This is a genomic window from Bradyrhizobium sp. ISRA430, from assembly GCF_029909975.1.
In the GTDB taxonomy this organism is placed as follows: domain Bacteria; phylum Pseudomonadota; class Alphaproteobacteria; order Rhizobiales; family Xanthobacteraceae; genus Bradyrhizobium.
This window is the reverse complement of the sequence record NZ_CP094516.1, coordinates 5374321-5389999: the sequence shown is the minus strand read 5'-3', so window position 1 is coordinate 5389999 and position 15679 is coordinate 5374321. Positions and strand designations below refer to the sequence as shown.

The following is a 15679-nucleotide window of genomic DNA, read 5'->3' as shown; positions in this document are numbered from 1 at the left end:
CGAGGGTGTCTCACTGGGCAGGGGGCATCCTTTCACTCATGCTGCGCCGGCGGATCGCAAGGCCGAGGCGGCAGGTCGCGGGATCACCGTGCGGGATCACCGTGAAAGGCTAGAAGGCGGGGATGGTCGATATACTCAGCATGTTCCGTCGGCGCCCTGCCAAACGCGGCCGGCCAGGATTCGCGCGTCAGGACATCACCGCCCTTGGCGACAGCGTAGGTGGTCTCATGACCAGCCCTGTGCGGGATGCGCCGCCGATTGCGCGCGAGCAGCCGCTCCCGGCGCCGGACCAGTTCCGCGCCGAACCGCCCCGGCCGCGACCACAACCGGCTCAGCCCGCCAGGGCCAGCGCCGGGTCCAACGGTTCGGCCGGTCCGCAGCTCCTGAGGCGGCCGGGCTTCCTGGCTGTGCACAGCGTGGAAAAGAGCTTTGGCAGCCGCCAGGTGGTGCGCGGCGTCAGCATCTATGTGCGCCGCGGTGAGGCAGTCGGCCTGCTCGGCCCCAACGGCGCCGGCAAGACCACCGTGTTCTACATGATCACCGGTCTCATCAAGGCCGATCGTGGCGCGATCGAGCTCGATGGTCACGACGTGACGAAGCTGCCGATGTATCAGCGCGCCCGGCTCGGCATCGGCTATCTGCCCCAGGAAGCCTCGATCTTCCGCGGTCTCACGGTCGAGCAGAACATCCGCGCGGTGCTCGAAGTGGTCGAACCGTCACGCAAGAAACGCGAGGCGCAGCTCGACGCCCTGCTCGACGAATTCAACATCACGCGCCTGCGCAAATCGCCGTCGATCGCGCTGTCCGGCGGTGAACGGCGCCGCGTCGAGATTGCGCGCGCGCTGGCGACGCGTCCGAACTACATGCTGCTCGACGAGCCCTTCGCGGGCATCGATCCGATCGCGGTCGGCGACATCCAGGACCTCGTCCGCCATCTCACCAACCGTGGCATCGGCGTGCTCATCACCGACCACAATGTGCGTGAGACGCTTGGCCTCACCGACCGCGCCTACATCGTCTATGCGGGGCAAATCCTGACTGAGGGAAGTCCGGACGAGATCGTCAACGACCCGGACGTGCGCCGCCTTTATCTGGGCGAGGAGTTCCGGCTCTAGCCCGAATTTCCCATTCGTCAAGGCGTGTACATCAGGCCTGGAGTAGGATAAGCAAAAATCGGACCAATTTTGGGAACGGTTCTTGCTTCATGGCGCTGACGCAGAGGTTAGAGTTTCGGCAATCGCAGTCGCTGGTGATGACGCCGCAGTTGATGCAGGCGATCAAGCTGCTGCAATTGTCCAATCTCGATCTCACGACGTTCGTCGAGGAAGAACTCGAGCGCAATCCGCTGCTGGAACGGGCCAGTGACGAGCCGGCCGGCGGCGAAGCCCCAGCCGAGGCCGGTGAGTTCAGCGATTCCGATGAATCCGGTGGCAGTCTTGGTGACGAGACGGGCACCGCCGAGGCCTTCGAGCCCGGCCAGGAAGAATGGATGAGCCGTGATCTCGGAACCCGCGCCGAGATCGAGCAGACTCTGGACACCGGCCTCGACAACGTCTTTTCCGAGGAGCCGGCCGAGGCCGCCGCGCGCAACGCCCAGGATGCGGCGCCAAGCGTCTATACCGAATGGGGCGGCGGCGCGTCCGGCGACGAGGACTACAATCTCGAGGCCTTCGTCGCGGCGGAGATTACGCTCGCCGATCATCTCGCCGAGCAGCTTGCGGTGGCCTTCTCCGCGCCCGCGCAGCGCATGATCGGGCAGTATCTGATCGATCTCGTCGACGAGGCCGGATATCTGCCGCCGGATCTCGGCCAGGCTGCCGAGCGGCTTGGCGCATCGCAGCAGGATGTCGAGGACGTTCTCGCCGTGCTGCAAAAATTCGATCCGCCCGGCGTCTGCGCGCGCAATCTGAGTGAATGTCTCGCGATCCAGCTCCGCGAGCTCGACCGCTACGATCCGGCGATGCAAGCGCTTGTCGAGCATCTCGACCTCCTCGCCAAGCGCGATATTGCGGGGCTGCGCAAGCTCTGCGGCGTCGACGACGAGGACATCGCCGACATGATCGGCGAGATCCGCAGACTGGATCCCAAGCCCGGCATGAAGTTCGGCTCGTCGCGCCTGCAGACCATGGTGCCCGACGTCTATGTTCGTCCGGGCCCCGATGGTGGTTGGCATGTCGAGCTCAACAGCGACACCTTGCCGCGCGTGCTGGTGAACCAGACTTACTATTCTGAGCTGTCGAAGAAGATCGGCAAGGACGGCGACAAATCCTATTTCACCGACGCCTTGCAGAACGCGACCTGGCTGGTGCGCGCGCTCGACCAGCGGGCCCGCACCATCCTGAAGGTTGCAACCGAGATCGTGCGCCAGCAGGACGGCTTCTTCACCCATGGCGTGGCGCACTTGAGGCCGCTCAATCTCAAGGCGGTTGCTGACGCGATCCAGATGCATGAATCCACGGTGTCGCGCGTGACCGCCAACAAGTACATGGCGACCAACCGCGGCACGTTCGAGCTGAAATATTTCTTCACCGCCTCGATCGCGTCCGCCGACGGCGGCGAGGCGCATTCTGCCGAAGCCGTCCGTCACCACATCAAGCAGCTCATCGATTCGGAAGATCCTTCCGCGATCCTGTCCGATGACACGATCGTGGAACGGTTGCGCGCTTCGGGCATTGATATTGCCCGCCGCACGGTCGCGAAGTACCGCGAAGCCATGCGCATTCCCTCCTCGGTGCAACGCCGCCGCGACAAGCAGAGTGCTCTTGGTAACGTCCTCTCCACCGCATTGTCCGATCGCTCGCGCAACACCGAGCCGGCCTGATTGCGTCGGCGCCAAATCGCGCTACTCTCAATCTTCCATCGAGACCGGTCCAAGCTAGGCCCCCAACCAAGCGAGGCATCACATGACCCTCCGGATTTCGGGAAAAAGCATCAGCGTCGGCGAAGCCTTGCGCGGCCGCGTTGCCGACCGCACCGACGAGGTCTTGCGCAAGTATTTCGACGGCAATTATTCCGGCCATATTACGCTGAGCAAGGACGGCTTCGGCTTCCGCACCGACTGTGCGCTGCATCTTGATTCGGGGATTACGCTGGAGGCCGATTCGAACGCGCCGGACGCCTATGCCAGCGCCGATCAGGCGTTGCTGATGATCGAGAAGCGGCTGCGCCGCTACAAGAGCCGGCTCAAGGACCGTTCCGCCCGCAAGGCCCATGCCGCCGCTGTGCTCGAAGCGCTCGATGCCACGAGCTACGTCCTCGAGGCGCCGGGCGAGGGCGAGGACGAGGTGACCGGGTACAACCCCGTAATCATCGCAGAGGTCAGCACCTCGCTGAAAGTCCTGTCGGTGAGCGAGGCGGTCATGGAACTCGACCTGAGCGGGGCCCCCTGTCTGGTATTCCAGCACGGCTCCTCGGGCCGGGTGAACATCATTTACCGCCGCGCAGACGGCAATGTGGGCTGGATCGACCCGCCGGCGGGCAAGACGGATGGCAAGTGATGGCCCGGGCCCGCCCCCCGCCGCCCTTAACAATGACCGGGACAAAGCCGCACGCGGGAGTTGGCACCGGGATTGCGTTGGAGTAGAAGCGCCCCACATCAGGACTGGGGCTAAGTCCGCCTCCTGCTTCACCTTCTTGACGCCGGCCCGGCTCGGTTCTCGCTAAGCTGGCCAATTCGGAACCTGACGGTTTAATTCACCTCGGAAGACTTTCATGCCGATTACCGATCTGGTCGCGCCCGAGGCGATTCTCCCGGCATTGAAGGTCAACAGCAAGAAGCAGGCCTTGCAGGAGCTCGCAGCCAAGGCCGCGGAACTGACCGGGCAGAACGAGCGCGCGGTTTTCGAAGTGCTGTTGCAGCGTGAGAAGCTCGGCACCACCGCGGTCGGATATGGCGTTGCCATTCCGCACGGCAAGCTGCCCAAGCTCGAGAAGATCTTCGGCCTGTTCGCGCGGCTCGATCGCCCGATCGATTTCGAGGCGATGGACGGCCAGCCCGTCGATCTCGTTTTTCTCCTGCTCGCGCCGGAAGGCGCCGGCGCCGATCATCTCAAGGCGCTGGCCCGCATCGCACGTCTGCTGCGCGACCAGGACATCGCCAAGAAGCTGCGCGCCTCGCGCGATGCGCAGGCGATCTATTCCGTGCTCGCGCTGCCGCCCGCGACCGCGGCTTAGGTCGACCGCAGCACCCACTACAGCGAGTGCGACAGGTAGCGCACTGTCTTGCGTCCGTCATGGATGCTGGCGCTGCCGACCTCGACAAATCCCAACGCGGCATGAAAAGCATCCGACGACGGATTTGGCGGTTGCAGGTTGACCTCACAAACGATGCGATCGTGTCCGGCCTCGGCTGCACGATTGAACAGGTCGGCATAGAGCCGCCGCGCACATCCGTTGCCACGTGCGGATGGCGCGACAACGATTCGGTCGACATAGACAAAGCGCGCGTAGCGGGATCGAAACCATAGAAAGTTTGGACTGTCGTATTGTCCGTCCTGATCGAGCGCGATCAGGAACGCGTCGAGGTCGCCGATCCTCCGGGCGTAGAAGGCTTGCGCGACGAGATGTTTCATCCGCTCGGGCTCAAGCCATGACAACTCCTCCGCGTGGCTGTTGTTGAGCGAGAGGAGGGCGTCGCAAAGCGGCTCGCCCGGCGAGATCTCGAAGCTGGTGACCGGGATGGGCGCCATCGTGTTCATGCCGACGATCTACCAACCGCGAGGCACATAGTAAAATGGGCCTGCCCTCGCTTGAGGGCAGGCCCATTTGAATTCCGTGTGCTACGAAGCGCGTGGCGCTCAGTGCACGCTCACCGCCTGCAGTTCGTTGCTCCAGGCATTCGCGATCGCGGCTTCACGGCTGTCGGTCAGCATGATCGGTGTACCGTCGGCGGCATGGAGCGCGAAGAGTTTCAAGCCCGGCGCAATCTTCGGGGCTTCGGGAAACAAATCCGGCACATCCTCGGAGCGGATCTGCTTCACATAGGCGATATGGCCTTCGCCGAGGGTCGCCAGCGTCTCGGGCGAGACGTTCTTGGCTTCGTATTCGAACGCAACGTGACCTTCACTCATGGTCTCGACTCCTCTGGGAAACTAAGCGGTCGAGTCCGCTACTCGTTCCATTATTCGTGCTCATTGATAGCGATTGTCTTAACGATCCTTTCCGGTTCCGGCCGGGCAAGATCGATCGACAACAGCCCGTTCTTCAGATCCGCACCCAGCACCAGCATCCCCTCCGCCAGCACGAAGGTGCGCTGGAAGTGGCGCGCGGCAATGCCGCGATGGATGTATTGCCGGGTCTTGTCGTCCTGCTGCCGCCCGCGGATCACGAGCTGGTTTTCCTCAATGGTTACATCGAGTTGGTCGCGGGTGAATCCGGCGACCGCCAGCGTGATGCGCAAGCGTTCGGGCTGGCCGTCCGACCGTTCGCACCTCTCGATATTGTAGGGAGGGTAACCGTCGGCGCCTTTAACGACGCGATCGAGCACGCGCTCAATCTCGTCGAAGCCCAGTAGGAACGGACTGGAAAGCGTGGGAACACGAGACATAGTTTACAAAGTCCTCGCGGAAAGCGACTTTGACGTTTCAGGGCCCGAAAGCGGCACCCCTTGGTCAACAATATGGTCATATCCCCGTGCAGGTTCAAGCACCTGGCAGGGACCGTGCACAGCCGTCATTTCGCGGCCCGCGCGGGTGGAAAGCCCACCTTGGCTACTTTGCATGGGGTTGTTTTCGATTTTTTATCGACCGGCCCCTGAAGTTTCAGGCCTCGACCCGCTTCCGGCCGTCGCCGCTGAACAGATGCAGCTTCTCGCGGACCGCGGCGACACGGATTTTCTGGCCGATCGCGGGGGCCTCGGTTCCGGGAATGCGGACGATGACCTCGCCGGGCGGCAGCTCGCCGGGATTGGCGGCCACGCGCTGCTCCTCCTGCTGCCGCGAACCATAGACGAAGGTTTCGGCGCCGACGCGCTCGATCGCTTCCACCGTCAGCGGAAGCGCGACGCCGCCGGCCGGCGTTTGGTCGGTGATGGCGAAATCTTCGGGGCGGATGCCGAGGATGCCGGCTTCCGCCGCACGGCCGTTGCCGAGCTGAGCTTTGATCGCGTCGGGCCGCGTCGACATAAGGTTCATCGGCGGGGCGCCGATGAACGAGGCGACGAATGTCGTCGCCGGCTTCTCGTAGATCGCCAGGGGATTGCCGACCTGCTCGACCTGTCCGCCATTCATCACGACCAGGACGTCGGCGAGCGTCATCGCCTCTAACTGGTCGTGGGTGACGTAGATCGAAGTCGTACTTAGCCGGCGCTGCAGCTTGCGGATCTCGACCCGCATAGCGATGCGCAGCTTGGCATCGAGATTGGAGAGCGGCTCGTCGAACAGGAACACCTTCGGCTGGCGCACGATGGCGCGGCCCATGGCGACGCGCTGGCGCTGGCCGCCGGAGAGCTGCCGCGGCTTGCGTTCCAGCATCGGCGCAAGCTCGAGGATGCGTGCAGCTTCCTCGACGCGGGTCTTGATCTCGGCTTCCGGCATGCCGCGGTTGCGCAGGCCGTAAGCCATGTTGTTGTAGACGCTCATATGCGGATAGAGCGCGTAGTTCTGGAACACCATCGCGATGTCGCGATCGGCAGGCTCGACCTGGTTGACGATGCGTCCGCCGATGTCGATCTCGCCGCCGGTGACGGTCTCGAGCCCCGCGACCATGCGGAGCAGCGTCGACTTGCCGCAACCGGAGGGGCCGACCAGCACGCAGAACTGACCGTCGGCGACATCGACGTCGACGCCTTTGATCGCCTCGAAGCCGCCGGGATAGGTCTTGCGGACATTGCGCAGGGTGACGTTAGCCATGGGTTGCACCGGCGAATAGCGGGTAGGGAATGGCGAATGGGGAATGGTTAGCACGCAAGGCAGACGCAGCGACCCCATTCGCTACTCGCCCTTCGCAATTCGCCATCGTCACTTTTCCGTCTCGACCAGGCCGCGCACGAACAATTTCTGCATGGCGACGACGACGAACACCGGCGGCAGCATCGCCAGCACGGCCGTCGCCATCACGACCGGCCATTCGGTGAGCGCGTCGGTGGTTGTGATCATCTTGCGGATGCCGATCTGGATGGTCTGCATGTCGTCGCGGGTGGTGATCAGAAGCGGCCAGAGATATTGATTCCAGCCGAGAATGAAGAGGATCACGAACAGCGCGGCCATGTTGGTGCGCGACAGCGGCAGCAGCGTATCCCAGAAGAAGCGGAACGGGCCAGCGCCGTCGATGCGGGAGGCCTCGAGAAGCTCGTCCGGCACGGTCATGAAGAACTGGCGGAACAGCAGCGTCGCGGTGGCCGACGCGATCAGCGGCAGCGACAGGCCGGCATAGCTGTCGAGCATGTGCAGGTCGGCGACGATCTTGTAGGTCGGATAGATGCGCACCTCGACCGGCAGCATCAACGTGATGAAGATGATCCAGAAGATCGGCATCCGGAACGGAAAGCGGAAATAGACGATCGCATAGGCCGAGATGATCGAGATCGCGATCTTGCCGACCGCGATCAGCATCGCCATCACCAGCGAGTTCAGCATCATGTTGCCGACCGGCTCGCGGGTCGAGCCGCTCGTGCCGATGAAGATCGTCTGGTAGTAGACCTCGAGGAAATGCCCGCCCGGCAGCAGCGACATCTGTCCGTTCGCGATCAGCGCGTTGTCCTGGGTGGAGGCGATGATGGCGAGATAGACGGGGAACGCGACGATCGCGATCCCGATCCAGAGGATGATGTGGGCGATATAGCGCCGAAAGCCCTCTTGCTCGACCATCAGTAGGTCACCTTGCGTTCGACGAAGCGGAACTGAATCCCCGTCAGCACGATGACGATGCCCATCAGGATGACCGATTGCGCCGCGGAGCCGCCGAGGTTTCCGCCCAGGAGTCCGTCGGTATAGACCTTGTAGACCAGCGTTTCCGTCGACTTGCCGGGACCGCCGCGGGTCATGGTGTCGATGATGCCGAAGGTGTCGAAGAAGGCGTAGACGATGTTGACGACCAGGAGGAAGAAGATGGTCGGCGACAGCAGCGGGAACGTCACGGTCCAGAACCGCCGCATCGGGCGCGCACCGTCGATGGCGGCTGCCTCGATCACGCTCCTCGGTATGCTCTGCAGGCCGGCGAGGAAGAACAGGAAGTTGTAGGAGATCTGCTTCCAGGCCGCGGCGAGGATGATCAGCGTTGCTGCCTGGTTGCCGTCGAGCAGCGGATTCCAGTCGATGCCGGCGGCGCGAAGATAGCGCGAGAGCACGCCGAGCGAGGGGTGCAGCATGAAGATCCAGAGCACGCCGACCACGGGCGGGGCGACCGCGTAGGGCCAGATCAGCAGCGTGCGGTAGATCGTGCCGCCGCGCAACGGCTTGTCCGCCATCACGGCGAGCAGCAGCGCGAGGGACAGCGAAGAGACGGCGATGGCGAACGAGAAGAAGAACGTCCGGACGATCGCCTCGAAATAGGCGGGCTCCCGAAACAGGTCGAGGTAGTTGTCGACCCAGACGAAGCTGGTCGACAGACCGAAAGCATCCTGCAGCAGGAACGATTGGATCACCGCCTGCGCGGCCGGCCAGTAGAAAAAGATCAGGACAATCGCGAGTTGCGGCGCAACCAGCGCGTAGGGCAACAGCTTTGACTGGAAGATGGCCTGCTTTTGCATGATGTCAGCAGAAGCGGCAGGCCACGCATCCGCGGCCTGCCGCTCATTGCCTCACTTGACCGCGGTCTTTTCGAACTGCCGCAGCATCTGGTTGCCGCGTTCGACGGCGGCATCCAGCGCCTGCTTGGCGGTCTTCTTGCCGGCGAGCGCCTGCTCAATCTCTTCCGACCAGACATCACGGAGCTGAACCATGTTGCCGAGGCGCAGGCCGCGCGAATTCTCGGTCGGCTCCTTATTGGTCAGTTCGAGCAGCGGGGTCTCGAGATAGGGCTGATCCTTGTAGAAGCCCTCGGCCTTGGCCTTCTCATAGGCCGCCTTGGTGATCGGCAGGTAGCCGGAAGCCTTGTGGATATACACCTGGCGATCGGTGTCCGAGAGGAAGGCCAGGAATTTCGCGACGCCCTTATATTCTTCGGCCGACTTGCCGCCCATGACCCAGAGCGAGGCGCCGCCGATGATCGAGTTCTGCGGCGCGCCCTTGACGTCCGGATAATAGGGCATCGGCACGGCGGTGAAGTTGAACTTGGCCTGCGCCTTGACGTTGCCGAAGAAGGCCGACGAGGTCAGGTAGAGCGGGCATTCGCCGGAGGTGAAACGGCCTTCGCCGGTGTTGGTGCGGCCGGCATAATCGTAGGTCTTATCCTTCTGGAGCTCGACCAGTTTCTCGAGATGCTTGACCTGGAGCGGTCCGTTGAACTCCAGCACGGTGTCGAAGCCGTCGAGCCCGTTGGCTTTCGTGGACAGCGGCACGTTGTGCCAGGCCGAGAGCTGCTCGAGATTGACCCATGTGACCCAGGAGTTCGAGAAGCCGCAGGTGGGATGGCCGTTGGCGTGGAGCTTCTTGGCGGCGTCGAACACCTCGGGCCAGGTCTTCGGAATCTCGACGTTCGCCTTCTTCAGCTCGTCGAGGTTGACCCACATGACCGTGGACGACGAGTTGAAGGGGAAGGACAGCATTTCGCCCTTCGAGGTCGAGTAGTAGCCGGTGATCGCAGGCAGATAGGCCTTCGGATCGAACTTCTCGCCGGTCTCGGCCATCAGCTTGTAGACCGGTTTGACTGCGCCGGTCGCGGCCATCATGGTCGCGGTTCCGACTTCGAACACCTGCATGATGTGGGGCGCGTTGCCGGCACGGAAGGCCGCGATGCCGGCGTTCATGGTGTCGGGGTAGTTGCCCTTGTAGGTCGGGATGACCTTGTAATCGCTCTGCGACGCGTTGAAGTCGTTGGCGAGCTTGACGATGACGTCGTTGTTCGCGCCGGTCATCGCGTGCCACCACTGGATTTCGGTCGCGGCCAAGGCCGGCGAGGCGGCAAAGCCGAACGTGACCGCAAAAGCGGCAGCCGCAGCAAATGGTCGAAGAGCCATCAAGAAAACCTCCCTTGGGCCGTCAAAAATGATCGCTTGCGCTAGCAGCGCCATATGACGTTCACATGACTGTGTAAGCGGCCGAAACGAAAGCGGCAAGCGCTGGAAAAGGGAAGCTGTCAAATAGGCGAATGCGCGTCCGGGGCAGCCGCAGCCGTTCGCGCCGCACTATCGTGCTCGCGCCGCAGTGCGGCATCGGCTGTCGGATGCGAGGTGTGCGGGCCTCAGCGCTTGCGCTCGGGGCCGCAGACCACGCCCTTGGCGAGCATCGCGTCGATCTCGGCCCTGGAGTATCCGAACTCGCCGAGCACCTCGGCGGAATGCTGGCTGAATTTCGGCGGCAGCCGGCGCAGGCTCGGCTTGCTGCGGTCGAGCCGGATCGGCGAGGCGACGCCCTTGTACCAGTCCTTCTCGATGACATCGCCGCGGTAGATCGTATGCGGGTTGGTCAGCGCCTGGTCGATCTTCTGCACCGGGCCGGCGGGAAGGCCCGCGGCGAGCAGGCGATTGCAGAGCGGCTCGGCCTCGTGCTGGCTGAACACCGCGGCAAGCTCTGCGCGCAGCGCCTCGCGATTGGCGATGCGGTCCTTGTTGCGGGCAAAGCGCGGATCGGTGCCGAGCTCCACCTTGCCGATCTCCTTGCACAACTTGCGGAAGGTTCCGTCGTTGCCGACGCCGATGAAGATGTCGTCGGTCTTGGTCGGGAAGATCGCGTAAGGCACGAGATTGGGGTGCTCGTTGCCGGTGAGGCCCGGCGGCTTGCCATGCATGAAATAGTTCGCGGTGTGCGGATGCATGATGGCAAGGCCGGTCTCGTATAGCGTGGTCTCGAGGAACTGGCCAAGCCCTGAGCGCTGCCGTTCCGACAGCGCCATCAGGATGCCGATCGCCGCATAGAGGCCGGTGGTGATGTCGACCAGCGGCACGCCGATCCGCATCGGGCCGCTTTCCGGCGAGCCGGTCGCCGCGATCATGCCGGTCATGGCCTGGATGATGGCGTCATAGCCGGGATTGCCGCCGCGCGGACCGTCGGCGCCGAAACCGCAGATCCGGCAGTGCACGAGCCGCGGAAATTTTTCGCGCAGAACCTCGTTGCCGATGCCCCATTTCTCCAGCGTGCCCGGCTTGAAATTCTCGATCAGGACGTCGGCCGTCTCCAGCATCTTGAGCAGCACGGCGCGGCCGCCCTCGGAGGCGAGGTCGAGGCCGATCGAGCGCTTGTTGCGGTTGATGCCGACGAAATAGGCCGCGTCCTCCTCGTGGAAGGGAGGGCCCCACTCGCGCACCTCGTCGCCTGCCGGCGGCTCGACCTTGATCACGTCGGCGCCATGATCGGCGAGGATCTGCGTGCAGTAGGGGCCGCCGAGCACGCGCGTGAGGTCGATGACGCGCAGTCCGCTCATTGCGCCGTTAGCGGCTTCGGAAGTCATGGCAGCAAACCTTCGCTTCAACCCTGTGTCGATCGTTGAGCACAGGCCTAGCGAGGTTCGCCCACGCCAGCAATGGCGTCCCGCGTAGGGGCGTATGCGCCGCCGCTCGCCAATCCCGCGGCGTGGCAAATCGAGCGAATGGCCGGCCCGAGGGGGATCTCGGGCCGGCCGATCCACGTCGATCAGACGACCTTCAGGCGGACGTCGACATTGCCGCGGGTGGCGTTGGAATAGGGGCAGACCTGGTGGGCCTTTTCGACCAGCGCCTCGGCCTCCGCGCGCGGCACGCCGGGCAGCGAGATGGCCAGATCGATGTCGAGCCCGAAGCCGCCCTCGGAACGCGGGCCGATGCCGACCGTTGAGGTGACGGAGGTGTCAGCGGGGACCTTCGGGCCGCCCTGCGAGGCCACGAATTTCATCGCGCCGATGAAGCAGGCGGCATATCCGGCCGCAAAGAGCTGTTCGGGATTGTTGCCGGCGCCGCCTCCGCCGCCGAGCTCCTTCGGCGTGGTGAGCTTGACGTCGAGGGCGCCGTCGAGGGTTGCGGCATGGCCATCGCGGCCGCCGGTGGCCTTCGCGCTGGTCTTGTAGAGGACATTCACGGACATCTTCGTCTCCTGGGGTTCCGGTTGGGACGCGATCTTTATTGCAAACAATTAGATTGCGTGCAATTGAAATTAAGCAGCCTCACATTTAATTGTTCGCAATTGAATCGGAGGCTGCCGCGTCCCACAATGCCAAGACGAATCCCTTGAGGCTCTCCATGGTCCGGAAACAATTGGCGGCCGATCAGCCGCTGCGGCTCGATAACCAGATCTGCTTTGCGGTCTATTCGGCCGCCCATGCCTTCAACCGCGTCTACAAGCCGCTGCTCGACCGACTCGGCCTGACCTACCCGCAGTATCTGGTGATGTTGGTGCTGTGGGAGCAGGACGACGTGCCGGTGAAGGACATCGGCGAGAAGCTGTTCTTGGATTCCGGCACCCTGACGCCGCTCCTGAAGCGGCTCGAGGCGGCCCATCTGGTCCGGCGTACGCGCTCGAGCGAGGATGAACGTCAGGTGCTGATTGCCCTGACGCCGCAGGGGCACGCATTGAAGGACAAGGCGCGCAGCGTCCCGCAGTCGATCCTCGCTGCGTCCGACTGCTCGGTGTCAGCGCTGACCGGCATGAAGAACGAGATCGTCGCCCTGCGCGACAGGCTCAATGCGGTGATCGGGGAGTAGGGAGTTTCGTCAGAGCCCGGCTTCGCCCTTCGGGCTACGCCGCGGCAGCCTTCGCTAGCTTCGCTATGATGGAGCGGAACTGGCTTGCCCAGCCGAAGCTCGCGAAGCGAGCGAAGGCTGGTGGAGCCAGGCGGGATCGAACCGCCGACCTCTTGCATGCCATGCAAGCGCTCTCCCAGCTGAGCTATGGCCCCTTAACCATCCGACGCGCCTTGGGCGACGCGTCGGGAGAGACCCAGAACCACAGTTCTGGAATTATCTCAAGTCTCTTCATCACCTCCGACATCACCAATGATGTCGGTCACGTCCTCATCGCCCTCTTCCTCGTCGGCGATGAAGGTCGAATCGTCGTCATCGTCGTCGTCAAGGGTCTCATCGACCTCGATATCGTCCTCCGATTCGGGCACGACGGCCTTGACCTTGCCGGTGTTCTCCTCGGCATCGGCCTCCTCGAGCGAGACCATCTCTTCGGTCTCCGCCGGCTCCGGCGTGGTGTCCTGGGCCATGCTGCGCGCTTCGGCGCCGCGGGTCGCACGCACCGGCGCGACCGGGGCAATCGGCACCACCTCGCCAGTATAGGGCGAGATCACCGGATTCTTGTTGAGGTCATAGAACTTCTTGCCCGTGGTCGGGCAAATGCGTTTGGTTCCGAGTTCGGACTTGGCCACGGCAGGAATCCTGGGAATGTCTGAAAAGCGGTGCTTCACTTGGCTAGTTGGCGGCCCGCTGTCAATAGCGCATTACGGAAGAAAGACATGCCCGTGACGGGGCGCGGGCCATGTGGTACCTGCGCCCCTGTCCCCCGAGGGGCACATCCAAGGACACAATCTTGACCCATTCCGACCAACCGAGGCCGCTCCAGTCTCGCGCCAGCGGCGTCCTGACCGGGAAACTACGGGTGCCCGGGGACAAGTCGATCTCCCATCGTGCCCTGATCCTGGGCGCACTCGCGGTCGGCGAAACCCGGATTTCCGGCCTCTTGGAGGGGGAAGACGTCCTCAACACCGCCAAATCCATGCAGGCCCTCGGCGCCAAGGTCGAGCGCACCGGCGATTTTGCCTGGAAGGTGCATGGAGTCGGCGTCGCCGGCTTCGCCCAGCCCAAGGCGCCCCTCGATTTCGGGAACTCCGGCACCGGATGCCGGCTGGTGATGGGCGCGGTGGCCGGATGTCCGATTTCCGCGGTGTTCGACGGCGACGCCTCGCTCCGCAGCCGTCCCATGCGCCGGATCCTGGATCCGCTCGAAAAGATGGGTGCCAAGGTCATCTCCGGCGGTGAGGGCGGACGTCTGCCATTGACGATCCAGGGCGCGCGCGATCCCCTGCCGATCACCTACCGGACCCCCGTCGCCTCCGCGCAGATCAAATCGGCCGTGCTGCTGGCAGGCCTGGCCGCGCCCGGCACGACGACCGTGATCGAGACCGAGGCGAGCCGCGACCATACCGAACTGATGCTGAAGCATTTCGGTGCCGACATCACTTCGGCGGTCGAAGGCACGCATGGCCGCCGCATCACCCTCGTCGGGCAACCCGAGCTGCACGGTGCCGAGGTCGTGGTGCCCGCCGATCCGTCCTCGGCCGCTTTTCCGATTGTTGCTGCGCTGATCGCCGATGGGTCCGATCTCATCCTGACCGACGTCATGACCAATCCGCTGCGCACCGGTCTCTTCACGACGCTGCGCGAAATGGGCGCTTCGATCGAGGAGAGCGAGGTGCGGGGCGATGCCGGTGAGCCGATGGCGCGCTTGCGCGTGCGCGCATCGAAGCTGCGCGGCGTCGAGGTGCCGCCGGAGCGCGCGCCTTCGATGATCGACGAATATCTGGTGCTCGCGGTGGCGGCATCCTTCGCCGAGGGCACCACGATTATGCGCGGCCTGCACGAGCTGCGCGTCAAGGAATCCGACCGTCTGGCGGCCACGGCCGACATGCTGCGCGTCAACGGCGTGAAGGTCGAGATTTCCGGCGACGATCTGGTCGTCGAGGGCCGCGGCCATGTCCCTGGCGGCGGCCTCGTCGCCACCCATATGGACCATCGCATCGCGATGTCGGCGCTGGTGATGGGCTGCGCTTCAGACCAACCGGTGAAGGTCGATGACACCGCCTTCATTGCCACCAGCTTCCCGGATTTCATTCCGATGATGCGTTCGATTGGCGCGGAGTTTTCATGATTATCGCCATCGACGGACCCGCGGCCTCGGGCAAGGGCACGCTCGGCAAGCGCCTCGCCCACCATTACGGCTATCGTCACCTCGATACCGGCGTGATTTATCGCGCGGTTGCCTATGCCCTGATGCAGTCAGGCCATGACCTTCGCGACGAGGCGGCCGCAGTTGCCGCCGCCCTGGAGCTCGATCCCGAGAATTTCGGCAATCCCGTCCTGAAGACCCAGAAGGTTGGCGAGGGCGCGTCCGTCGTCTCCGCTATCCCCAGGGTCCGCGAGGTCTTGGTCAACTTCCAGCGGCAATTTGCCGCCGATCCGCCGGGTGCTGTGCTTGACGGCCGCGACATCGGAACGGTGATCTGCCCGGACGCCGATGTGAAGATTTTCGTCGTCGCCGACCCCAAGGTCCGCGCCCGCCGCCGCACCATGGAGGCGAAGGCACGGGGCGAGGAGGCGGATGAGGCCGCGGTGCTGGCCGACATCATCCAGCGCGACGAGCGCGACAAGAACCGCCCCATTGCGCCTTTAAGGCCGGCTCCGGATGCTTACTTGCTAGACAACTCCCAACTCGATATAGAAGGCGGCGTCCGGGCCGCCATCGACATTATCGAGGCCGTCCGAGCGGGCCGTCCGCGGGGTTAAGCCGCGGCCGTCATTGGAGGAAGCGCCCGCTCCCGCTCTTTGAGGTCGATGTCTCGGTTCCCTGTTTGGGACCGACATCCAGGCTCCGGATCAAGATTTTCCACGTATCGAACGTGCAGGCCTGGCCGGCCCGCTCTTGCTGTTCTCGGTGAATGTCCGAGGCGACGA

General features: G+C 63.8%; 17 protein-coding genes and 1 tRNA gene. 7 read left to right on the top strand and 11 right to left on the bottom strand.

What is annotated here, in order from left to right:
* Window positions 1–122: 122 nt before the first annotated feature.
* From lptB to ptsN, 4 genes are all read left to right on the top strand, one after another.
* Window positions 123–1115 (top strand): LPS export ABC transporter ATP-binding protein, encoded by a 993-nt coding sequence (gene lptB, locus MTX21_RS25560; protein WP_280967439.1) that lies wholly within the window; start codon window positions 123–125, stop codon window positions 1113–1115.
* Between the two features lie 89 nt (window positions 1116–1204).
* Complete coding sequence (gene rpoN, locus MTX21_RS25555; RefSeq protein ID WP_280967438.1) at window positions 1205–2821, top strand: RNA polymerase factor sigma-54; 1617 nt, start codon at window positions 1205–1207, stop codon at window positions 2819–2821.
* Between the two features lie 82 nt (window positions 2822–2903).
* Entirely contained in the window at window positions 2904–3497 is a 594-nt protein-coding gene (gene raiA / locus MTX21_RS25550) for a ribosome-associated translation inhibitor RaiA (RefSeq protein WP_280967437.1), read from the top strand.
* A 214-nt stretch (window positions 3498–3711) separates the two neighbouring features.
* Window positions 3712–4173: a PTS IIA-like nitrogen regulatory protein PtsN gene (ptsN, locus tag MTX21_RS25545; RefSeq protein WP_063681444.1), complete on the top strand. Its 462-nt coding sequence runs from the start codon at window positions 3712–3714 to the stop codon at window positions 4171–4173.
* 17 nt (window positions 4174–4190) lie between these two features.
* On the opposite strand, the gene MTX21_RS25540 is transcribed toward ptsN, so the two are convergent.
* The 9 genes from MTX21_RS25540 to MTX21_RS25500 form a co-directional block, all read right to left on the bottom strand.
* Complete coding sequence (locus MTX21_RS25540) at window positions 4191–4688, bottom strand: GNAT family N-acetyltransferase (RefSeq protein ID WP_280971158.1); 498 nt, start codon at window positions 4686–4688, stop codon at window positions 4191–4193.
* Between the two features lie 108 nt (window positions 4689–4796).
* Window positions 4797–5069 (bottom strand): DUF1150 domain-containing protein, encoded by a 273-nt coding sequence (locus MTX21_RS25535; protein WP_035704148.1) that lies wholly within the window; start codon window positions 5067–5069, stop codon window positions 4797–4799.
* Window positions 5070–5119: 50 nt separating this feature from the next.
* Complete coding sequence (locus MTX21_RS25530; protein ID WP_157334657.1) at window positions 5120–5545, bottom strand: Hsp20 family protein; 426 nt, start codon at window positions 5543–5545, stop codon at window positions 5120–5122.
* A 214-nt stretch (window positions 5546–5759) separates the two neighbouring features.
* Window positions 5760–6848, bottom strand: coding sequence for a sn-glycerol-3-phosphate import ATP-binding protein UgpC (locus MTX21_RS25525; RefSeq protein ID WP_280967436.1), 1089 nt, complete (start codon window positions 6846–6848; stop codon window positions 5760–5762).
* Window positions 6849–6956: 108 nt separating this feature from the next.
* Window positions 6957–7805, bottom strand: a complete 849-nt coding sequence (ugpE, locus tag MTX21_RS25520; protein ID WP_280967435.1) for a sn-glycerol-3-phosphate ABC transporter permease UgpE — start codon at window positions 7803–7805, stop codon at window positions 6957–6959.
* Window positions 7805–8686, bottom strand: coding sequence for a sn-glycerol-3-phosphate ABC transporter permease UgpA (ugpA, locus tag MTX21_RS25515; RefSeq protein ID WP_280967434.1), 882 nt, complete (start codon window positions 8684–8686; stop codon window positions 7805–7807). The genes ugpE and ugpA overlap by 1 nt, the downstream gene beginning before the upstream one ends.
* Window positions 8687–8737: 51 nt before the next feature.
* Complete coding sequence (gene ugpB, locus MTX21_RS25510; protein ID WP_280967433.1) at window positions 8738–10054, bottom strand: sn-glycerol-3-phosphate ABC transporter substrate-binding protein UgpB; 1317 nt, start codon at window positions 10052–10054, stop codon at window positions 8738–8740.
* Between the two features lie 224 nt (window positions 10055–10278).
* Window positions 10279–11484 (bottom strand): CaiB/BaiF CoA-transferase family protein, encoded by a 1206-nt coding sequence (locus MTX21_RS25505; protein WP_280967432.1) that lies wholly within the window; start codon window positions 11482–11484, stop codon window positions 10279–10281.
* 182 nt (window positions 11485–11666) lie between these two features.
* On the bottom strand, window positions 11667–12092 hold the full coding sequence (locus MTX21_RS25500; protein WP_280967431.1) for an organic hydroperoxide resistance protein: 426 nt from the start codon (window positions 12090–12092) through the stop codon (window positions 11667–11669).
* A gap of 155 nt (window positions 12093–12247) precedes the next feature.
* Here MTX21_RS25500 and MTX21_RS25495 point away from each other — a divergent pair, with 155 nt between their 5' ends.
* On the top strand, window positions 12248–12709 hold the full coding sequence (locus MTX21_RS25495; RefSeq protein WP_280967430.1) for a MarR family transcriptional regulator: 462 nt from the start codon (window positions 12248–12250) through the stop codon (window positions 12707–12709).
* A gap of 118 nt (window positions 12710–12827) precedes the next feature.
* Here MTX21_RS25495 and MTX21_RS25490 read toward each other — a convergent pair.
* Both MTX21_RS25490 and MTX21_RS25485 read right to left on the bottom strand, forming a co-directional pair.
* Window positions 12828–12903 (bottom strand) — tRNA-Ala (locus MTX21_RS25490).
* Between the two features lie 66 nt (window positions 12904–12969).
* Window positions 12970–13377, bottom strand: a complete 408-nt coding sequence (locus MTX21_RS25485; RefSeq protein WP_280967429.1) for a TIGR02300 family protein — start codon at window positions 13375–13377, stop codon at window positions 12970–12972.
* 161 nt (window positions 13378–13538) lie between these two features.
* On the opposite strand from MTX21_RS25485, the gene aroA reads away from it, so the two are divergent.
* Together aroA and cmk are read left to right on the top strand one after the other, a co-directional pair.
* Window positions 13539–14876 (top strand): 3-phosphoshikimate 1-carboxyvinyltransferase, encoded by a 1338-nt coding sequence (gene aroA, locus MTX21_RS25480; protein WP_280967428.1) that lies wholly within the window; start codon window positions 13539–13541, stop codon window positions 14874–14876.
* Window positions 14873–15511, top strand: a complete 639-nt coding sequence (cmk, locus tag MTX21_RS25475; RefSeq protein WP_280967427.1) for a (d)CMP kinase — start codon at window positions 14873–14875, stop codon at window positions 15509–15511. The genes aroA and cmk overlap by 4 nt, the downstream gene beginning before the upstream one ends.
* Window positions 15512–15679 lie beyond the last annotated feature (168 nt).